Below are 19496 nucleotides of genomic sequence, written 5' to 3'. Positions count from 1 at the left end.
ACGTTTGCGGACTCTGCTCAGGGCGAGGTGGGTGAAGCGGCCAGAGCCCGGAGCAGCATCGCCGAAGCTGTGTCCGGGCTGGCGGACCGTTGCTATTTGCCGCGGTCGGCGAGCCACTTCTTCATCATGGCGATCTCGCCATCCTGGGCCTTGATCACCTCTTCGGCGAGTTTTCGGACCTGCGGATCCTTGCCGTGCTCGAGCACGATTTTCGCCATCTCGATCGCCCCCTGATGGTGCGGGATCATGCCGCGCATGAAGTCGACGTCGGCATCGCCGGTGAACTTGACCATCATGTCCTTGTGCATGCGATCGTTGGCGGCGAGGTAGGCTTTCGTGGATGGGGTGTCGGAGGCCGGCATCGCGTGGCCCGGCATAGTGTGACCTTTCATAGGATTGTCCTTGTTCATTTGGCTCTGTGCGATCGCGAGGCCGGCGCTGATGGCGAGCGCTCCTGCGATGAAGATCGGGGTGAGCTTGTTCATGATCTCGCTCCGGCTCAGTTCGCGATTGCCGGATAGCCGGCTTTTTCCAGGGCTTGCTGAAGGGCCGCCGAGCTTGCGCTCGTCTTGACCTTGACCGTGCGTGCGGCGGGCTCGACTTCGATCCTGGCGGCGGGATCGACTGACTGGATCGCCTTGGTGACGGATTTGGCGCAGCCGCCGCAGGTCATGCTCTCGATTCTGAGTTCCATTGGAATTCTCCTTGGTTTGGGCTTCATGACGCTCAAGGTGGGGCTTCCAACCATGGGAAGGTCAAGGGCTGAACGAGATGAATTTTTGCTATTGACCTTCCCATGGTTGGAAGCCTCACCCTCAGCCCGAACTTGAATTTCGGAACGATAGAGGAGGCGGCTATGAATGCCCCCGTTCGAGCAACAGACTTGCCTGGGACGATATCGCTACCCATCGAGGGTATGACCTGCGCGTCCTGCGTCGGTCGTATCGAAAGAGCCCTGAAGGCCGTCCCGGGCGTTGAGACCGTATCGGTCAACCTGGCGACGGAGCGTGCGAGCGTCACGACCAGATCGGTTGTCGCCCGCGCAACGCTTGTCGAGGCCATCGAAGACGTCGGCTATTCCGTGCCGGAGACATCTGCCGGCTCGGCCGGTCCCACGGAGCTATCGATCGAAGGCATGACCTGCGCATCCTGCGTCGGCCGTGTCGAGCGCGCGCTGAAGGCTGTTCCCGGCGTGACGGAGGCGGTCGTCAATCTGGCGACAGAGCGCGCCACGATCCGGGGAACGGCCGACACGGCGATCCTGATTGCGGCGATCGAGGACGCCGGCTACGAGGCAAAGCTCATTGGCGCAGCCAACGGCAATGGCGGCGAGGACGAGACCGCCGAGCGAGCGGAGAAGAAGGACGCAGAGCGCCGCGAACTGACCCGCGACTTCACCATCGCGGCGGCGCTCACCGCGCCGGTCTTTCTCATCGAGATGGGATCGCACCTCATCCCGGGCGTGCATGGCCTCATCGAATCGACGATCGGCATGCAATGGAGCTGGTACATCCAGTTCGCACTGACGACGCTCGTGCTCTTCATCCCGGGCATTCGTTTCTATGACAAGGGGCTCCCGGCGCTCTGGCGTCTCGCCCCAGACATGAACTCGCTCGTGGCTGTCGGTTCGCTCGCCGCCTATGGATATTCGCTGGTCGCGACCTTCGCACCAGGCTTTCTGCCGCCCGGAACGATCAACGTCTATTTCGAAGCCGCCGCGGTCATCGTGACGCTCATCCTGCTCGGCCGCCTGCTCGAGGCCCGGGCCAAGGGCCGGACATCCGAAGCGATCAAGCGCCTGGCCGGCCTGCAAGCCAAGACGGCACGCGTCCGCAGGGACGGCAAGACGATCGATCTGCCGATCGGCTCGGTCGCTTCCGGCGATATCGTCGAGGTCCGTCCCGGCGAACGTCTGCCCGTCGACGGCGAATTGGTCGAAGGCGCCAGCTATGTCGACGAGTCGATGATCACCGGCGAACCGATCCCGGTTTCAAAGTCGGTCGGCAGCGAGATCGTCGGCGGCACGGTCAACCAGAACGGCGCGTTCGCGTTCCGCGCCACGGCGGTCGGCGGCAACACCGTGCTGTCGCAGATCATCCGCATGGTCGAAGAGGCGCAGGGCTCCAAGCTGCCGATCCAGGCGCTGGTCGACAAGGTCACGATGTGGTTCGTACCGGCAGTCTTCGCCGTGGCGGCGTTGACCTTCGCGGCCTGGCTCTATTTCGGCCCGTCGCCCGCGCTCAGCTTCGCGCTGGTCAACGCCGTTGCCGTCCTGATCATCGCTTGCCCGTGCGCCATGGGTCTGGCGACGCCGACCTCCATCATGGTCGGCACCGGTCGCGGCGCCGAGCTCGGCGTGCTCTTCCGCAAGGGTGAAGCGCTCCAGTTGCTGAAGGACGCCAAGGTCGTGGCGCTCGACAAGACCGGTACTCTGACCGAGGGCAAGCCGGCCTTGACCGATCTGGAACTCGCCGCCGGCTTCGACCGCTCGAAAGTCCTCAGTCTTGTCGCTGCCGTCGAGGCCAAGTCGGAGCACCCGATTGCCCGTGCGATTGCGGACGCGGCCGCTGGGGAAGGCCTTTCGTTGCGGGCCGTGACCGACTTCGCATCGGTGACGGGCTTCGGCGTCAAGGCCAAGGTCGACGGCAAGCCTGTCGAGATCGGCGCGGACCGCTACATGGTCGAACTCGGCCATGACATGGCAGCGTTCTCTGGGGTTGCCGAGCGTCTGGGCAATGAGGGCAAGTCGCCGCTCTATGCCGCGATCGACGGCACGCTCGCGGCGATCATCGCCGTGGCCGACCCGATCAAGGGCACCACGCCTGCGGCGATCAAGGCCCTGCATGATCTCGGCCTCAAGGTCGCGATGATCACCGGCGACAATGCCCGCACGACCAGGGCCATCGCGGCTCGGCTGGGGATCGACGAGGTGGTGGCGGAAGTGCTGCCGGACGGCAAGGTCGATGCGGTTCGCCGCCTCAAGGCCAAGTACGGCAAGGTCGCCTTCGTGGGGGATGGCATCAACGACGCCCCGGCACTGGCGGAGGCCGATGTCGGTCTTGCCATCGGCACGGGTACGGACATCGCAATCGAGGCGGCGGACGTGGTCCTGATGTCAGGCAGCCTGCAGGGCGTATCCAACGCAATCGCTCTGTCAAAGGCGACGATCGGCAACATCCGGCAGAATCTGTTCTGGGCGTTTGCCTACAACACGGCTCTGATCCCGGTCGCGGCGGGCGTTCTCTATCCGGCCTATGGCATCCTGCTGTCGCCAGTCTTTGCCGCGGGCGCCATGGCTCTGTCGAGCGTGTTCGTGCTCGGCAATGCGCTGCGGTTGCGCGGGTTCAAGGTGGCGAACTGAGGCGACTGCGGCGCCAACCCTACATTCGGGTCGGCCGTCGCACCAGTTTACGGAGAATGCTGATGAACATTGGACGGGCATCGAAAGCATCGGGCGTTTCGGCCAAGATGATTCGCTACTACGAGCAGACCGGCCTCATTCCGGCTGCCGACCGGAAGTCCTCTGGCTACCGCGATTACTCGGGCACAGACGTCCATATGCTGCGCTTCATCCGCCGCGCGCGCGATCTCGGCTTTTCGGTTGCCGATATCAGCAATCTCCTAGGCCTGTGGCGTGACGAGACCCGGCAGAGCGCCGAGGTCAAACGCTTGGCGCAGGCGCACATCGAAGGGCTGGAGGCGAAGATCAAGGGCCTGCAGGACATGGCGCATACGCTCACCTTGCTCGCCAACGCCTGTCAGGGCGACCACCGCCCCCATTGCCCAATCCTGCAGAGGCTCGAGGCTGCTCCGGATGGTGAGGACCTGTCGATCCAGCCTCGCATCGGCGCAGTCGCCCGCCTGTTGCAATGAGGAAGGCGGTGCCGGCGCGCCATGCCGCATCTCGGCAGGCACACGGGCCGATCCCGTTTTAGGAAAGGCTACCTTGGGGGCTGCTCGAACTGGGGGAGGTGGACGAGGGCAGCGTCCGTGTCGTCAGCAACATCCATGTGCGAGCGCAGGCCACAGGGGATGGCCCGCCAACGCGCAGGGTGTTCGCAGATTTGTGTGGAAATGGCGCGCCCGAAAGGATTCGAACCTCTGACCCTCAGATTCGTAGTCTGATGCTCTATCCAGCTGAGCTACGGGCGCGTGACAGCGGAGCGGTTTTAAAGGCCGCCGGGGCTGACGAAAGCCGACTTAAAGGCTCGCGCCGCGCTTGGCAAGCCCCGTTCTGCCCTCTTCGTTCGCTTTCTCTCGGAGCTCGGACCAGCTGGCTGCCAGAAAGCCGTCAGCGGTGCTTGCCCTGCAGCAGGAGCGGATGCGGAACCTCGTGCCGGGTTCGGTCCTTGCTCGTCTCGCCGGCCAGCGGCTGGCCGGCATGCCTGGATTTCGGCAGCTTCTCGGCGATGCCGTAGAGCTCTTCGCGGCGGTCCATCTCACGCCAGATCTCGCCCGGTGTGATGCCGAGCTCGCTCCACAGCACGACGAGATTATAGAGGAGGTCGGCGCTTTCGCGGACGACCGCGGGGCGATTGTTCTGGACCGCCTCGATGCCGACTTCGACCGCCTCCTCGCCGAGCTTCTTGGCCATTTTCGGCACGCCTTCGCGGATCAGTTTGGCGGTTCGGGATCGGGCCGGATCGCGGGCGCGGGCCGAGAGGACGGCGGCGTAGAGCTTCTGCACCGAATCGGTCATCGCAGCAGAATCGGGCCGCCATGTAAGGGTTTCGTGACGGTCCTGCCTTTTGCGCCGGGCGCTCACCGCGCCAGTCCTGCGAACAGGCGTGCGACCTCGCGATAGACGTCGCGCTTGAACGGGATGATCAGCTCCGGCGTCTCTGCCAGCTCGACCCAGCGCCAGGCATCGAACTCCGCCTTGTGGCCGCCGGCCGGCGAGAGAATGTTGATCTCGCTCTCGTCGCCGTCGAAGCGGAAGGCGAACCATTTCTGCGACTGGCCGCGATAGCGGCCGCGCCAGGCCTCCTTGCCGATCTCGCGCGGCAGGTCATAGCTCAGCCAATCGGGCGCCTCGGCGAGCAGCGAGACCGACGAGACATTGGTCTCCTCGCGCAGTTCGCGGTAGGCGGCCTCGATCGGCTGTTCGCCGGCATCGATGCCGCCTTGCGGCATCTGCCATTCATGGCCCGGCGCGACATGCTCGCGCTGGCTGCGGTTGGCGCGGCGTCCGATGAAGACGAGGCCGGCCGGGTTGAACAGGGCAAGGCCGACGCAGGGACGGTAGCCGGCGGGAGGTCTGGTCATCGCAGCGAGCCGGTGGTCGAAGGGTTGCGGAAGCCGCGGGCGGCGCTGACCGGGATGATGACCAGGTTCTTGCCCTCGAGTGTGCGGGCCCAACGGGTGATACGCTCGATCGTGACGGGCAAGGCGCTGGCGGTGGCGATGACGGCGCCCTGGTCGCGGGCGAGCGTCTCCAGCCGCTGCAACTCCCGATCGATCGTCTCGGCGCGCGGCACGGCGTCGAGCGCGAGGTCAGCCTTGAGTGCTGGAATCTGGGCCTTCGTCGCCGCCGATGCGAGCAGGCTGCGCGGCGAGGAGCCATCGTCGACGACCATCAGGCCGCGACCGGCGATTTCACGCAGCAGCGGCGTCAGCGCCGTATCGTCGGCAGTCAGGCGGCCACCGAGGAAGTTGACGATGCCGACATAGCCGGTGACGCGGCCGAGCGCCCATTGCAGCCGGTCGAGATTATCGCTGCCCTTCGGCCCGGTGAGCAGGGTATGGGGCCCCGGATCGTTGTCGGGATAGTCGAACGGCTCCATCGGCACCTGCAGGAAGACCTCGTGGCCCTCGCTGCGCGCCCGCTGCACGGTCTTCTCCAGATCGGCGCCATAGGGGGCAAAGGCGAGCGAGACAGGTCCCGGCAGGCGCGCGATCGCCTCGCTGGTCGAGCTCTGGCTGATGCCGAGGCCGCCGACGAGAATCGCGATCCGGCCGGCCGGCTTGCCGGCGGGGGCGGGGCCGAGCGGGCGCGCATAGACCTGCAGCGGTGTCGCGCCATCGGGGCCGATTTTCGGCAGGAGGCCATGCCGGGTGCGTTCGACGAGGCGCTTGTCTGGCGACGGTGCAAGCTTTATCGCGCCGTCGTCGGGCACGGTGATGATGATCGCACCGGGGGCGTCGGCACCCGGCCGGACGACGGTGACGCCGGAGTCGGTTTCGAGCTGGTTGGCACTGGCGGGGCCACGCCTTTCCTCAGCCGTGGCGGGCTGAGGCGGGACGTTGGCGATATCGGGAGCCGAGGGGCGCTCGCGGATCATGGCGGTCGCGATCGGCTCGCCGCCGACGGGGTCGCGCTTCAGCGCCGCATAAAGGGCGAGCCCTGTAAAGACGATAGCCAGAGCGCTGGTCAGGCCGCGCCAGAGCCAGCGCCCATAGGGCCAAGGCGCATGCGCACGCTTCGCCTGCCCGAGCGGCTGGTCGAGTTCGCTGAGCGGCAATCCGGCCAAGAAGCGCCGTCCTCTTCGACGTCATCACGTTTGCGAATCAGTTCGCACCGCTAGAGTCGGATGATTCGGGCTAGAATCAATCGCCAATCGGCCGCAGGGAAAACAATCTCCTGCGGCCGTTGCACAAGTGCCGTGTTGCTGGGCTGGAAAGTCCAGCGGCTCCTGGTCGGACTTGCTCAGTCCGACTTGCCGGCCTCCGGAGCGGGCGCAGGAGTCGGGGCGGGAGCCGGAGTGGCAGGCAATGCCACGTCCTTCTTGCCGCGCAGTAGGTTGAGCGCCGCGGCGAGCTGGGTGTCCTTGGCCGGATCGATCGGAACGTAGGACGGCGAGCCGGCCTGCTCCTCCTTGCCGTCGCCATTGCGCAGATGGCCCTTGAGCGAGGCCTCGCCCTTGTTCTCGATCTTTTCCTTCAGCTCGGCCGGCACATCCTGGATGATCTCGATGTCGGGCGTGATGCCCTTGGCCTGGATCGAGTTGCCGGACGGGGTGTAGTAGCGCGCCGTGGTCAGTCGCAGGCCGCCATTGTCGCCGAGGCGGATGACGGTCTGCACCGAGCCCTTGCCGAAGGAGCGCGAGCCCATGACGGTGGCGCGCTTGTGGTCCTGCAGGGCGCCGGCGACGATCTCCGCGGCGGAGGCGGAGGAGCCGTTGATCAGCACGACGACCGGCTTGCCCTTGGTCAGATCGCCCGACTTGGCGTTGAAGACCTGGGTTTCCTCGGCGTTGCGGCCGCGGGTGGAGACGATCTTGCCGCGCTCGAGGAAGGCGTCGGAGACCAGCACCGACTGGTCGAGACGGCCGCCGCGGTTGTTGCGCAGGTCGATGATGTAGCCCTTGACCTTGTCGAAGCCGATCTCGGCATTGACCTTGTCGAGCCCCTTGCGCAGGCCCTCATAGGTCTGTTCGCTGAAGGTGCCGATGCGGATATAGCCGACATCGCCCTCGACGCGCTCCTCGACCGCCGGCACGACGATGTTGGACCGGGTCAGGGTGAATTCCAGCGGCTCGGTCTTGCCGGGGCGCTCGATCTTGAGCTTCACCTGCGTGTTGATGATGCCGCGCATCTTCTCGACCGCCTGGTTGAGGCTGAGGCCCTTGACCTCGTCGCCGTCGATCTGGCGGATCATGTCGCCGGCCAGGATGCCGGCCTTGGAGGCGGGCGTGTCGCGGATCGGCTTGGCGACCTTGAGGACGCCGTCCTCCATCGTCACCTCGATGCCGAGCCCGCCGAACTGGCCGCGCATGTCGATATCCATGTCGCGGAAGCTCTTGGCGTCGAGATAGCCCGAATGCGGGTCGAGCGAGGAGACCATGCCGTTGATGGCCGCCTCGATCAGCTTCTGCTCATCCGGCTTCTCGACATAGTCGGTGCGGATCTTCTCGAAGATGTCGCCGAAGAGATTGAGGCTGCGGTAGACCTCGGCTGACGCCGCGACCGCGCTGGTCGACGAGAACAGCCTCGTCTGCGTCGCGACACCAGTGAGCCCCGCGCCGGCGATGGCGCCGGCCAGAACGAGAGAAACCTTGCGCATCATCCGCGAACCTTTTCGCCTTGCGATTTCGTCCACCACGGCGTCGGATCGATCGAGACGCCGTCTTTCCTGAATTCGACATAGAGGACCGGCTCGCCGGCCCCCGCTCCTACATTCGTCGCAGCCGCTTCCGCGGTCTCGCCCATTACCGCGATTGGCTCTCCCGCCAGCACAAACTGGTTCAACGAAACATCGATGCGCTGCATGCCCGCCAGAAGAACATAGTAACCATTGCCGGCATTGAGGATCAAGAGTTGGCCAAAGGAGCGGAACGGTCCAGCGTAGACCACCCAGCCATCGGAAGGTGACGAAACCACGGCATTGCGCCGGGTTGAAAGCGAAATTCCGCGTGCGGCGGCGCCAATTTCGTCAGTTGCACCGAATCCACGCAATTGTGAACCTGCCACCGGCAAAGGCAGCATCCCGCGCAATTCCTGGAAGGCCGCCTTGGGGGCGAGCCGGGCAGGGTCGCGAAAGGCCAGCTGCGCCATGCGCTGGCGTTGCTCCTGCGTCTCGGCCTCGATCGCCCGGCGGGCGGCCTCGGCGGCGCGGGTGGTGGACGAGATATCCTTCTCGATGCGTTCGACGAGGTCGCGCAGGGTCTTGGCCTGTCCCGCGAGCTCACTGCCGGTGGCACGCTGCGTCTCGATGTCCTGCGCGGCGCTCGCCTCGCGGACGCGCCGCGCCTCGATCAGTGATGCCAGGCGCTGGCGCTCGCCGGCCAACCCCTCCATCTCGCCGGCGATCGCCTTGCGCTCCTCGGCAATGCGCTCGCGCAGGCGCACCAACTCGGCCAGGTCGGTACCGAGGATCGCGATCTCCTGGCGCAGATCGGGCACGACCGCGCCGAGCAGCATCGAGGCGCGTACTGCTTCGAGGATATCCTCTGGCCGGACCAGCACGGCCGGCGGCGGCCGGCGGCCGATTCGCTGCAGCGCTGCCAGCACCTCGCCGATCAGGCCGCGCCGGCTCTCCAGCGAACGCCGGATCGCGGTCTCGCTGGTCTGCAGCAGGGAAAGGCGCTGTTCGAGCCCGCCGATGCGGCCTTCAGCGCCTTGCGTGCGGGCGGTGGTATCGAGCAGGGCCTGGTTCAGCTTGGTGCGGTCGGCGCGGATGCCGGCGATCTCGGCTTCGAGCTTGGCGCGGGCCTCGGCGCTGCCGGCGAGCCGCTCCTCGATCGCCTTGAGCTCGGCCTCGCGGGCGCGTTTCTCCTCACGCTTCTGCTCGGTCTCGCGGGTGGTCTGCTCCGAATCAGGGGCGGGAGCCGTCTGAGCCACGGCAGTGCCGGCTATGAGGCAAGCCCACAGCAGCGCCGGCCAGGGCCGGAGTGCGTGCGAGATCCGAATCAGCCGGGAGGGGCGGGTCATGCCCGATGATAAGGGTGGCCGGCCATGATCGTCATCGCCCGATAGAGCTGTTCGAGCACGAGCGCCCGGACGATCTGGTGTGGAATGGTCAGCGCGCCGAAGGAGAGCACCAGCGTGGCGCGTTCGCGCAGTTCGGCATCGAGCCCGTCGGCGCCGCCGATCAGTAGGGTTGCGGCGGGGGTGCCGCCGTCGCGCGCGCTGGCGAGCCGGCTAGCGAAGGCGTCGCTGTCGAGGCTCCTGCCACGCTCGTCCAGGGCTATGACGAGCCCGGAGAGCGGCAGGCGCTCCAAGATCAGCTTCGCTTCCTCGCGGCGGCGCTCTTCGGTGCGCCGGCCCCGGCTTTCGGCGAGCTCGACGACATCGGGTCCGCTCAGGCCGAGTCCGCGGGCAAGGCCCTGAGCGCGTTCCTGATAGCGGGCGCAGAGATCGCGCTCCGGCCCGTCCTTGAGGCGGCCGACGGCGATGACCGAAAGGCGCACGAAGAGCTAGGGATCAGCCGTCGAGACGCTCGCGCGGCCGGTCGGCGCCCCACATCTTCTCGAGATTGTAGAACTGGCGCACTTCCGGCCGGAAGATGTGGATGATCAGGTCGCCGGTATCGATCAGCACCCAGTCGCAGGCCGGAATGCCCTCGACCTTCGGCGTCTCGTGGCCGGCCTTCTTGAAAGCTTCGACCAGGCTGTCGGCGATCGAGCCGACATGGCGGTTAACCCGTCCGGAGGCGATGATCATGGCGTCTGCCAGCGAGGTCTTGCCGACCAGATCGATCACGGTGGCGTCCTCGGCCTTCATGTCGTCCAGGACCTGCAAGGCGAGCGTAATGCTGGACGCAGCCGGGTTGTCGGTCGGGGCAGCCGGGGGAAGCGGCGTGGTGGCAGCTTCGCCGATCGATTGACGGTCCAGAGTCTTAATCCTCACATGACGACGCCCTCGGGGCGCGGAACCCCAATTTAAGCGCCGGAAGGGCGAAATTCAATTGTTTTCGGCGAGCTCGCGCAGATAGGTCGAGGATAGCTCGGAGCGCCGCCCGTGCAGGAAGATCCAGGCTGGCGGCGTGCGCACAGGCAGAGCTGCCCCCTGATTCTCGGGTAACCGCCAGCGCGCCATCCAGTTGGCGGCGGGGGAGGCGACCGAATGGAGGGTCGAGCCCGGGCGGTCGATCACCGCGATCGGCATCATCCTGGCGATGGCGCGCCATTCGTTCCAATGATGGAAATTCGCCAGGTTGTCCGACCCCATGATCCAGACGAAGCGCACACCCGGGCAGCGGCGCTTCAGCTGGCGCAGCGTGTCGGCGGTGTAGCGTGTACGCAGCGTCGCCTCGATGCCGGTGACATTGATGTGGCCGTGATTGGCGAGCGCTCGGGCCGTTGCGATGCGCTGCGTGAGCGGCGGCAAGGCGTGGTTGTCCTTCAAGGGGTTGCCGGGCGTGACCAGCCACCAGACCCGGTCGAGCTGGAGCCGGCGCAAAGCGGTCAGGCTCGCCATGCGGTGGCCGTCATGGGCTGGGTTGAAGGTGCCGCCGAACAGCCCGATGCGCAAACCGGGCGCGTGCGGCGGCAGGCGCAGCTCCTCGGCGCTCACGGGCGGACCTGACCCCGGCCATGGACCCGATATTTGAAGGAGCAGAGCTGCTCGACGCCAACGGGACCGCGCGCATGCATGCGGCCGGTGGCGATGCCGATCTCGGCACCGAAGCCGAACTCGCCGCCATCGGCGAACTGGGTCGAGGCGTTGTGAAGGACGATCGCCGAATCGACCTCGGCGAGGAAACGCTGCGCCGCGGCCTCGTCCCCCGTCACGATCGCATCGGTATGATGCGAGCCATAGGTCTCGATATGCGCAATCGCGGCGTCGAGGCCGGGAACCACCTTCACCGCGATGATGCGGTCGAGATATTCGGTCCGCCAATCCTCCTCGCTCGCCGGTGTGACCCGCGAATCGATGCTCAGCGTCGCCGCATCACCACGCACGGCGCAGTTGTCGTCGAGCAAGGCGGTGACGAGCGGCTTCAGATGCGTCGTCGCGCAAGCTTCGTCGACCAGCAGAGTCTCCGCGGCGCCGCAGACACCGGTACGGCGCAATTTGGCGTTGAGGAGGATCGCGCGGGCCATGGCGAGGTCAGCCTGCGCATGGACATAGACATGGCAGTTGCCGTCGAGATGGGCGAAGACCGGTACGCGCGCCTCCTTCTGCACCCGCGCCACCAGGCTTTTTCCGCCACGCGGCACGACCACGTCGATCACGCCATCGAGCCCTTTGAGGATCTCTCCGACGGCGGCGCGATCGCGACTCGGCACGAGCTGGATCGCCTCGCGCGGCAGGCCGGCGAGGCTAAGCCCGTCCTGCATCGCGGCGGCGATCTCGCTCGATGTCCGGAAACTGTCGGAACCGGCGCGCAGGATCGCGACATTGCCGCTCTTCAGGCAAAGCGCGCCGGCGTCGGCCGTGACGTTGGGCCGGCTCTCGAAGATCACGGCGACGACGCCGAGCGGGGTGGCGACGCGCTCGAAGAACAAGCCATTGGGCTGCGTCCAGCTTGCAAGCACCCGCCCGACCGGGTCGGGCAAGGCGGAGATATCGGCGACAGCCTGGGCGATCGCCTCCAGGCGGACATCGTCGAGGGCGAGCCGGTCGATGAATGAGGCGGCGAGCCCGGCGGCCTGCCCATCGGCGAGGTCCTGACGATTGGCGGCGAGAATCGCCGGGGCGCGCCCGCGCAGGGCCGTCGCCATCGCGGCGAGTGCGCGGTCACGCTGCTCAGCCGGCGCGGTGCCTACCTGACGCGCCGCAGCGCGCGCGCCGCGGCCGAGGCCGCGCATCAGTACGGCGACGTCGCCGTTCTCGTTGTCGGGCGCGGGGGGCGCCTTGCGCTCTCACTGGTCATCATCGGCCTGGATTTCACTCACACGCCTGGATCGTAGCCGAGGCGCAGCGCCATGTCGTCCCGGTGAATCATCTCGGCACGGCCGGGATAGCCGAGCACCGCCGCGATATCGCGCGAGGCCTTGCCGAGGACGCGCGCCGCCTCCTCCGCATCATAGGCGACGAGGCCACGGCCGAGCTCGCTGCCGTCGCCGGCACGGATCACCACGGCATCGCCGCGGCTGAAGGCGCCCTCGATCCGGGTCACGCCGACCGGCAGCAGGCTCGCGCCGCCGCGCAGCGCCCGGGCGGCGCCGTCATCGACATGGAGCGTGCCGCGCGGTTCGAGCGAGCCGGCGATCCAGGTCTTGCGCGCGGTGGCGGGTGTCGAGGCGCTGAGGAACCAGGAGCAGCGCGCGCCCTCGGCGACGGCGCGCAGCGGGTTCTTGGCGCGGCCGTCGGCGATCAGCATATGGGCGCCGCCGGCGGTCGCGATCTTGCCGGCCTCGATCTTGGTGCGCATGCCGCCACGTGAGAGCTCGGAGGCCGCGCCGCCGGCCATCGCCTCGATCGCGGGCGTGATCGCCGGGATGACCGGGATGTGCCTGGCGTCCGGGCTCGATAAAGGCGGGGCGGTGTAGAGCCCGTCGATGTCGGAGAACAACACCAGGAGGTCGGCGCCGGCCATGGTGGCGACGCGGGCGGCGAGCCGGTCATTGTCGCCATAGCGAATCTCGGAGGTTGCGACGGTATCGTTCTCGTTGATGACCGGAACCGCACGCAGGTCGAGCAGCCGGCCGAGCGTCGCGCGAGCGTTGAGATAGCGCCGGCGCTCCTCGGTATCGGCGAGCGTCAACAGGATCTGGCCGGCATTGAGTCCGTGATGGCCAAGCGCTTCCGACCAGTTGCGGGCGAGCGCGATCTGGCCGATCGCGGCGGAGGCCTGGCTTTCCTCGAGCTTGAGCGGGCCAGCCGGCAATTTCAGCACGGTGCGGCCGAGCGCAATCGCACCGGAAGAAACGACAAGAACGTCGGCGCCGCGGCCGTGCAGTTCGGCGAGGTCCTCGGCGAGCGCGGCGAGCCAGGCATGGCGCAGGCGCCCCTGTGCGCGATCAACGAGCAGGGACGAGCCGACCTTGACGACGATGCGGCGGAACTGATCGAGGGCAGGCAGGTTCACGGTGGGACCGGGCTTCAAGGCGGGCAAGACAGTGCCTGTCGCCGTTCCTTGGCCAAATCGCCGGCATTGTAAAGCAGCGCGGGCGCATTGCCGCTGCGCCCCGTGTGGTAGAGGCGCTTCAGACCGGCGCGCCGAGCACCCGGACGATCCAGTAGGCCTGGTAGGCGATGTGGAGCAACGCTGTTGCGAGTTGCAGGCGCTTGTTGGCGAAGAGCGAGGCAAGCAGGCAGAGCCCTAGGCCGAGCGGGACCTGGACGAGATAATCGGCGCTGTAATGGCTCCAGCGCTCGGAGCCCTTGATCGCGGTATCGACGACGTCGAGGACGAAGGTCAGCGCGAAGAGGCCGAAGAACCAGCGCCTGCGGTTGAGGAAATAGTCCTCGTAATCGGCATATTCGTCGAGATCATCGGGGAACAGCAGTGCGCAGAGCAGGAAGAGCGTCAGCGCGTAGACGATCAGGAAGATGAAGGTGCCGAAGGTCAGGCTCGGCAGCCGGGACAGCGCGAACTCCCACCACCAGAACAAGGCGAGTTCGACGAGCAGAGAAAAGACCCAGAGCAGATGAATCGCCGAGAGGCGATAGCGCTTCGGGTGCTGGATCAGCCGGGCGAGGCCAGTGAGCAGCCGCGTGATCCCGAGACCGACCACCATGCCGATGACGATGCGGATATGGGGAAAGAGCTCGTTGGCGGCTTGGGCGTCCATGGTGTCCGGCGTGATCGAGGGGGGTCAAGGGTGCATGGCGGGCCGTGCCATGCCAAGGGGCGTAAAGGGGATGCGGGTTTGCCATGCACGAGACGAGGCACAAGAGGGGTGGCGCTGGCCGCTGAATTCTGTTACCGGGGCGCACAATTCATCAAGGGTCGGGCTCAGCCTGGCCCTTTTTCCTTCCATCCTGCAAAGCTGGAGACACGGATGCAGGTTCTCGTGCGCGACAATAATGTCGATCAGGCCATTCGCGTTCTGAAGAAGAAATTGCAGCGCGAAGGCGTGTTCCGCGAGATGAAGCGTCGCGCTTCGTATGAGAAGCCGTCCGAGCAGCGCGCCCGCGAAAAGGCCGAGGCCGTCCGCCGCGCCCGCAAGCTCGCCCGCAAGCAGGCCCAGCGCGAGGGCTTGATTGCCGCGCCGAAGCCGAAGGTGCTCAAGCCCCGCGCTGCCGGCGCAGCCGCCCCGCGCTGATTTCACTACAAAAACCCCGCGCGCTGCACTATCTGAAGCGCGCGGGCGGCAATTTCGCCCGAGCAACTCCAGAAGGCCAACCTTGAAGAATCCGAACGACCGCCATTTCACCGATCGCCAGGCCAATTCCGCCAGTGCGAAGAAGGCCCTGCTCGAGCGCTTCAAGAAGCGTCCAGGGCCGGACGATCCGGTGATGGTGCAGCGTCGGGCCGAGCGCGAAGCGATCATCGCCGCGCGGGCCGAGCGCGATGCCAAGAAGGAAGCGGAGCGCCTCGAAGCCGAGCGCCTCGCCGCCCTGGAGCGTGCGGCCCAGGAAGAGGCCGAGCGTCTGGCCGAGATCGAGCGCGAGGTGCAGCGCAAGGCCGAGCAGGCCAAGCGTGACGCCGAGCGGCCGCGCCGCGTCCTGCTCGAGGCCGTGCAGTACATGGAGATGCGGGTCGCCGGTAAGCGCCGCTGAACAGGAATTCTCGATCGAACCCACTTGATCGCTGACGGCGCCGCATATGATGCGGCGCCGTTTTCTTTTGAGGCACAGGCCTTCGCCATGCCGTTTCTTTCCGCTGGGGAATAGCACTCATTCTCTTGGGAAGATTATCCCTTCTGTCTGCAACTAAAGTGCAACGACCTTCGCGCTTGCTATCTCTCCGTGCGGCCGAAACTCTGAAGGCTGGCGGCCATCAGAGCCGCAAACAATGCACGCCGGCTTCAACGGCGCCGTTTCTCTGGGGAGAGAACCATGACGTCCGAAGCGACGAAGACGCGCGCCAATAGGCGCAATTTCCTGAAAGTGGCCGGGCTCGCAGGTGCAGGCGCAATCGCCATGCCGCAGGTCAGCCGGGCGCAGACCGTGACCTGGAAGTTCCAGTCGACCTGGCCGACCAAGGACATCTTCCACGAATTCGCCGGCGATTTCGCCAAGCGCATCAACGACATGTCAGGCGGCCGGCTCAAGGTCGACGTGCTCGCCGCCGGCGCCGTCGTGCCGGCCTTCCAGATGCAGGACGCGGTCGCGGCCGGCATTCTCGATGGCGGCCATGGTGTGTCGGCCTATTGGTACGGCAAGAACAAGGCGTTCTCGCTGTTCGGCACGCCGCCGGCGCTGGGCTGGGATGCCACCAACTTCCTCGGCTGGATGAATCATGGCGGCGGCTATGATCTCTACAACGATCTCGTCCAGAACCAGCTCAAGCTCAATCTGGTCGGCTTCTTCTCCGGGCCGATGCCGTGCCAGCCCCTCGGCTGGTTCAAGAAGGAGCTGAAGACCGCCGATGACTTCAAGGGCCTGAAATACCGCACCGTTGGCCTCGCTGCCGACCTGATGCGCGAGATGGGCGCGGCGGTCACCATCCTCGCCGGTGGCGAGATCGTGCCGGCGCTGGAGCGCGGCGTCATCGACGGCGCCGAGTTCAACAACCCGTCCTCGGATTCGATCCTCGGCTTCCAGGACGTCGCCAAGGTCTACATGCTGCAGAGCTACCATCAGGCAGCGGAGAGCTTCGAATTGCTCTTCAACAAGACCAAGTTCGACGCGCTCTCGCCCGAGCAGAAGGCGATCATCAAGTACTCGGCCGAATCAGCCTCCTCCGACATGATCTGGAAGGCGCTCGATCGCTATTCCAAGGATCTCGAAATGCTGCGGGGCAAGGGAGTCAATGTCGTCACGACGCCGGAAGTGATCCTCAAGGCGCAGCTTGCCGCCTGGGACAAGGTGCTGGAGAAGCTCGGCGGCGAGAGCCCGTTCTTCAAGAAGGTGGTCGACAGCCAGAAGGACTGGGTCAAGCGCACGGTCGCCTATCAGCGCGTCAACGAACCCTCGCGCGACCTCGCCTTCAACCACTTCTTCAAGACCTGAAGGCGTCGCCCTCGACAACGCCGCGCCCGCCATCGTCCCCGGTGGCGGGCGTTCTTTGCCCGAGAAGCAGCAGCAGGCGCGCATGGGACTGATCCTGGCGATCGACAAGTTCAACACGGCCATCGGCAAGCTCGCCGGCTGGACGATCCTGATCCTGACGCTGGCAATCAGCTACGAGGTCTTCGCCCGCTACGTGCTGCGCGCGCCGACCGAATGGGCCTTCGACGTCAGCTACATCCTCTACGGCACGCTGTTCATGCTGGCCGGACCTTATGCGCTCGCCCGCAACGCGCATGTCCGCGGCGATTTCCTTTATCGCGCCTGGAGCCCGCGGACGCAGGCGCGGCTCGATCTCGCGCTCTATTTTCTCTTCTTCTTCCCGGGCATCATCGCGCTCGCCTGGGCCGGTTACAAATTCGCGGCCTTCTCCTGGATGATCGGCGAGCACTCCTCGAACTCGCCGAACGGACCGCCGCTCTATCATTTCAAGTCGCTGATCCCGATCGCCGGGGTGCTGATGACGCTGCAGGGCATGGCCGAGGTGGCGCGCTGCATCATCTGCCTGCGCACGGGCGAATGGCCGCCGCGTCTGCACGATGTCGAGGAAACCGAGAAGCTCATTCTCGAACAGGCCGCCGCCGCTACGCAAGGCGCGCCGGATGCGGGGAAGACGGTCTGATGCTGGGCATGGGCAATCCGGAACTGGGCGTGGTGATGCTCGTCCTGTTCATCTTCTTCATCATGCTCGGCTTCCCGATCGCCTTCACGCTGATGGCGCTCGGTGTCGGCTTCGGCTACTGGGCGATGGGCGACATCGTCTTCAACCTAGTGGTCCAGCGCACCTATTCGGTGATGGCCAACGACGTCCTGGTCTCGATCCCGCTCTTCATCTTCATGGGCTACATCATCGAGCGGGCGAACATCCTCGACAAGCTGTTCCACTCGATCCAGCTCGCGCTCGGCAATGTACCGGGCTCGCTTGCGATCGCGACGCTCGCCACCTGCGCGATCTTCGCGACCGCGACCGGGATCGTCGGCGCGGTAGTGACGCTGATGGGGCTGCTCGCCTTTCCGGCGATGCTGCGCGCCGGCTACGACGTCAGGCTCTCGGCCGGCGTGGTCTGTGCCGGCGGCTGCCTCGGGATCCTGATCCCGCCCTCGGTGATGCTGATCCTCTACGGCGCGACCGCCGGCGTCTCGGTGCCGAAGCTCTATGCGGGGGCGCTGTTCCCCGGCCTGCTGCTCGCCGGGCTCTACATGCTCTACGTGCTGATCCGCTGCTGGCTCAACCCGGCGCTGGCGCCCAAGCTGCCGAAGGAGCAGACCGACGTACCGTGGACGACGGTGGTCTGGGCGCTGCTGACCAGCTTCTTTCCGCTCACCATCCTGATCATGTCGGTGCTGGGCGCGATCTTCTTCGGCCTGGCGACCCCGACCGAGGCAGCCGCGATCGGCTCACTCGGCAGCCTGATCCTTGCCGCCGCCTACCGCTCGCTCTCCTTCACCAAGGTCAAGGAGTCGGTGATACTGACCGCGCGGACCTCGGCCATGGTCTGCTGGCTCTTCGTCGGCTCCTTCATCTTCTCGTCGATCTTCGCCATCCTCGGCGGCCACGAGCCGATCAAGAACCTGGTCACGGCGCTCAACCTCTCGCCGACCATGTTCCTGATCGTGGCACAATTGATCATCTTCGTGCTGGGCTGGCCGCTGGAATGGACCGAGATCATCGTGATCTTCGTGCCGATCTTCCTGCCGCTGCTCGAGTTCTTCAAGATCGACCCGCTGTTCTTCGGCATCCTGATCGCCCTGAACATCCAGACCTCGTTCCTGTCGCCGCCGGTGGCGATGGCGCCGTTCTACCTCAAGGGCATTGCGCCGCCACACGTCACCATCAACCAGATCTTCTCCGGCGTGATGCCCTTCCTCTGGATCGTGCTGGTGGCGATGGTGCTGGTCTATGTCTTCCCGGGCATCGCGCTCTGGCTGCCGAAATATCTCTACGGCTGAGAATTCAGTCCTCGGAGCGGGCGTCCTGGCCGCAGCGGAAGCTCGCAGACTTCTCGTCGGCGAGACGGCGAGCTGAGTTATTGGCGTCCGGCTTGCGGGCATCGACGCTGCCGACGATGCAGGAGGCACCGTCGGGTGCGAGCCGGTAGACGACGAGCCGGCTCCCATTGAGCTTACCGACGCTCGCGCCGGTCGCATAACGCACGATCGCCGCCAGGGGCCGCTTACCCTTCGGCCCACGCCATTCGATCGTCTTGCCGACCTCGAAGAAGGATGCCTTGTCGGAGATCGTCTCTTGCGTCGGGCTGGCGCCGAAGTCGACGGAGGAGGAATCGTCGCCGGCCGTCCAGATCACGATGATGCCCGCCTTGCCTGGGCAGCGGTGTATGGAGATCGGGTCGCCATTGCCCTTGTCCTTGCGGCATTTGGCGTAGTCATGGGCCGTGTAGCTGCTCGCCCATTGCTCGGCGCGGAGAGGCGCTGCGAGCAGGGTCGCAAAGCCGATGGCGAGAGCGAGCCGTCCGATCATCATGGTGCGGTTTCTCCATCCTGAAGCGCCCGATCCGGCGACATACGGCGCCAGCCAGCAAGCTGTCGTTCGTGAGCGCTGAGCGGAACCTGACGGCATTTCGAGAATTTTTTATGCGAGCCGCGCGATTCCGGTCCTGCGACCGACAAGTCCGCAGCATGGCGAACAGTTCGCCACCCGGCTATCCATTCGGAGAATGAACATGACCCGCACCAAGAAGAGCTTCGCCGCCGCCGTCGCCGCTTTGGCGCTGGGCGCTTCCGTCTTCGCCGCTGATGCCGAGGCGCGCCCGCGCTATTATCGCGGCGCTGCGGTCGGCGCCGGCATCGTCGGCGCCCTCGCCCTCGGCGCCCTTGCCGCCGGCGCGGCCAGCGGCCCGGCCTATGGCTACTACGACGACGGCTACGCCCCGGCTTATGCTCCCGCACCGGTCCGCCGCTGCCAGCTCGTCGACCGCGTCAACTATTACGGCGAATATATCGGCACCCGCCGCGTCTGCCGCACCTATTACTGA

22 protein-coding genes and 1 tRNA gene are annotated in these 19496 nt (G+C 66.0%); 8 read left to right on the top strand and 15 right to left on the bottom strand.

All coding sequences use genetic code 11. The features are described 5' to 3' along the window. Positions 1-92 precede the first annotated feature (92 nt). The gene (gene copM, locus QO058_RS13475; protein ID WP_284172524.1) at positions 93-485 is read right to left on the bottom strand and encodes a CopM family metallochaperone; all 393 of its coding nucleotides are present in this window, start codon (positions 483-485) and stop codon (positions 93-95) included. 14 nt (positions 486-499) lie between these two features. Next, on the bottom strand, positions 500-694 hold the full coding sequence (locus tag QO058_RS13470) for a heavy-metal-associated domain-containing protein (protein ID WP_284172895.1): 195 nt from the start codon (positions 692-694) through the stop codon (positions 500-502). Positions 695-856: 162 nt separating this feature from the next. On the opposite strand from QO058_RS13470, the gene QO058_RS13465 reads away from it, so the two are divergent. Both QO058_RS13465 and cueR read left to right on the top strand, forming a co-directional pair. Then, positions 857-3361, top strand: coding sequence for a heavy metal translocating P-type ATPase (locus QO058_RS13465; RefSeq protein ID WP_284172523.1), 2505 nt, complete (start codon positions 857-859; stop codon positions 3359-3361). Positions 3362-3423: 62 nt separating this feature from the next. After that, complete coding sequence (gene cueR / locus QO058_RS13460; RefSeq protein WP_284172522.1) at positions 3424-3873, top strand: Cu(I)-responsive transcriptional regulator; 450 nt, start codon at positions 3424-3426, stop codon at positions 3871-3873. 202 nt (positions 3874-4075) lie between these two features. Here the strand turns inward: cueR and QO058_RS13455 are convergent. The 12 genes from QO058_RS13455 to QO058_RS13400 form a co-directional block, all read right to left on the bottom strand. Then, positions 4076-4152: transfer RNA gene (locus tag QO058_RS13455), tRNA-Arg, on the bottom strand. Positions 4153-4291: 139 nt separating this feature from the next. Beyond that, entirely contained in the window at positions 4292-4699 is a 408-nt protein-coding gene (gene hisE, locus QO058_RS13450) for a phosphoribosyl-ATP diphosphatase (RefSeq protein ID WP_284172521.1), read from the bottom strand. Positions 4700-4761: 62 nt separating this feature from the next. Next, on the bottom strand, positions 4762-5265 hold the full coding sequence (locus QO058_RS13445) for an RNA pyrophosphohydrolase (protein WP_284172520.1): 504 nt from the start codon (positions 5263-5265) through the stop codon (positions 4762-4764). Next, a complete protein-coding gene (locus QO058_RS13440) occupies positions 5262-6470 on the bottom strand; it encodes a divergent polysaccharide deacetylase family protein (RefSeq protein WP_284172519.1) in 1209 nt (402 codons plus the stop codon). The genes QO058_RS13445 and QO058_RS13440 overlap by 4 nt, the downstream gene beginning before the upstream one ends. Before the next feature lie 176 nt (positions 6471-6646). After that, on the bottom strand, positions 6647-8002 hold the full coding sequence (locus QO058_RS13435; protein ID WP_284172518.1) for a S41 family peptidase: 1356 nt from the start codon (positions 8000-8002) through the stop codon (positions 6647-6649). Then, positions 8002-9279 carry a murein hydrolase activator EnvC family protein gene (locus QO058_RS13430; protein ID WP_284172516.1) on the bottom strand — a complete coding sequence of 426 codons (1278 nt, stop codon included), beginning with the start codon at positions 9277-9279 and terminating at the stop codon, positions 8002-8004. The genes QO058_RS13435 and QO058_RS13430 overlap by 1 nt, the downstream gene beginning before the upstream one ends. Positions 9280-9365: 86 nt before the next feature. After that, positions 9366-9848, bottom strand: a complete 483-nt coding sequence (gene rlmH / locus QO058_RS13425) for a 23S rRNA (pseudouridine(1915)-N(3))-methyltransferase RlmH (protein ID WP_284172515.1) — start codon at positions 9846-9848, stop codon at positions 9366-9368. Between the two features lie 13 nt (positions 9849-9861). Continuing rightward, positions 9862-10281, bottom strand: a complete 420-nt coding sequence (gene rsfS, locus QO058_RS13420) for a ribosome silencing factor (protein ID WP_432212062.1) — start codon at positions 10279-10281, stop codon at positions 9862-9864. Positions 10282-10341: 60 nt separating this feature from the next. Next, the gene (locus QO058_RS13415) at positions 10342-10953 is read right to left on the bottom strand and encodes a nicotinate-nucleotide adenylyltransferase (protein ID WP_284172514.1); all 612 of its coding nucleotides are present in this window, start codon (positions 10951-10953) and stop codon (positions 10342-10344) included. Continuing rightward, positions 10950-12191: a glutamate-5-semialdehyde dehydrogenase gene (locus QO058_RS13410; protein WP_284172513.1), complete on the bottom strand. Its 1242-nt coding sequence runs from the start codon at positions 12189-12191 to the stop codon at positions 10950-10952. Before QO058_RS13410 ends, QO058_RS13415 begins: the two co-directional genes overlap by 4 nt. 83 nt (positions 12192-12274) lie before the next feature. Then, complete coding sequence (gene proB / locus QO058_RS13405) at positions 12275-13414, bottom strand: glutamate 5-kinase (RefSeq protein WP_284172512.1); 1140 nt, start codon at positions 13412-13414, stop codon at positions 12275-12277. Positions 13415-13532: 118 nt separating this feature from the next. After that, complete coding sequence (locus tag QO058_RS13400; protein ID WP_284172511.1) at positions 13533-14120, bottom strand: hypothetical protein; 588 nt, start codon at positions 14118-14120, stop codon at positions 13533-13535. Between the two features lie 210 nt (positions 14121-14330). On the opposite strand from QO058_RS13400, the gene rpsU reads away from it, so the two are divergent. From rpsU to QO058_RS13375, 5 genes are all read left to right on the top strand, one after another. After that, positions 14331-14594, top strand: a complete 264-nt coding sequence (gene rpsU, locus QO058_RS13395; protein WP_110489825.1) for a 30S ribosomal protein S21 — start codon at positions 14331-14333, stop codon at positions 14592-14594. Positions 14595-14676: 82 nt separating this feature from the next. Continuing rightward, positions 14677-15051 (top strand): DUF6481 family protein, encoded by a 375-nt coding sequence (locus QO058_RS13390; protein ID WP_284172510.1) that lies wholly within the window; start codon positions 14677-14679, stop codon positions 15049-15051. 279 nt (positions 15052-15330) lie between these two features. Further along, positions 15331-16446, top strand: coding sequence for a TRAP transporter substrate-binding protein (locus QO058_RS13385; protein ID WP_284172509.1), 1116 nt, complete (start codon positions 15331-15333; stop codon positions 16444-16446). Between the two features lie 82 nt (positions 16447-16528). Then, the gene (locus QO058_RS13380; RefSeq protein WP_284172508.1) at positions 16529-17125 is read left to right on the top strand and encodes a TRAP transporter small permease subunit; all 597 of its coding nucleotides are present in this window, start codon (positions 16529-16531) and stop codon (positions 17123-17125) included. A gap of 8 nt (positions 17126-17133) precedes the next feature. Then, complete coding sequence (locus tag QO058_RS13375; protein ID WP_284172893.1) at positions 17134-18453, top strand: TRAP transporter large permease; 1320 nt, start codon at positions 17134-17136, stop codon at positions 18451-18453. Positions 18454-18457: 4 nt separating this feature from the next. Here the strand turns inward: QO058_RS13375 and QO058_RS13370 are convergent, their stop codons facing one another. Then, positions 18458-18985, bottom strand: coding sequence for a hypothetical protein (locus tag QO058_RS13370; RefSeq protein WP_284172507.1), 528 nt, complete (start codon positions 18983-18985; stop codon positions 18458-18460). A 199-nt stretch (positions 18986-19184) separates the two neighbouring features. Between QO058_RS13370 and QO058_RS13365 the strand changes: the two genes are divergently transcribed. Beyond that, positions 19185-19496 carry a hypothetical protein gene (locus tag QO058_RS13365; RefSeq protein WP_284172506.1) on the top strand — a complete coding sequence of 104 codons (312 nt, stop codon included), beginning with the start codon at positions 19185-19187 and terminating at the stop codon, positions 19494-19496.

Origin of the sequence: Bosea vestrisii (assembly GCF_030144325.1) — a bacterium.
Taxonomy (GTDB): domain Bacteria; phylum Pseudomonadota; class Alphaproteobacteria; order Rhizobiales; family Beijerinckiaceae; genus Allobosea; species Allobosea vestrisii_A.
Note: the sequence above shows the minus strand (reverse complement) of the source record. Positions and strands in the feature narration are given on the sequence as shown.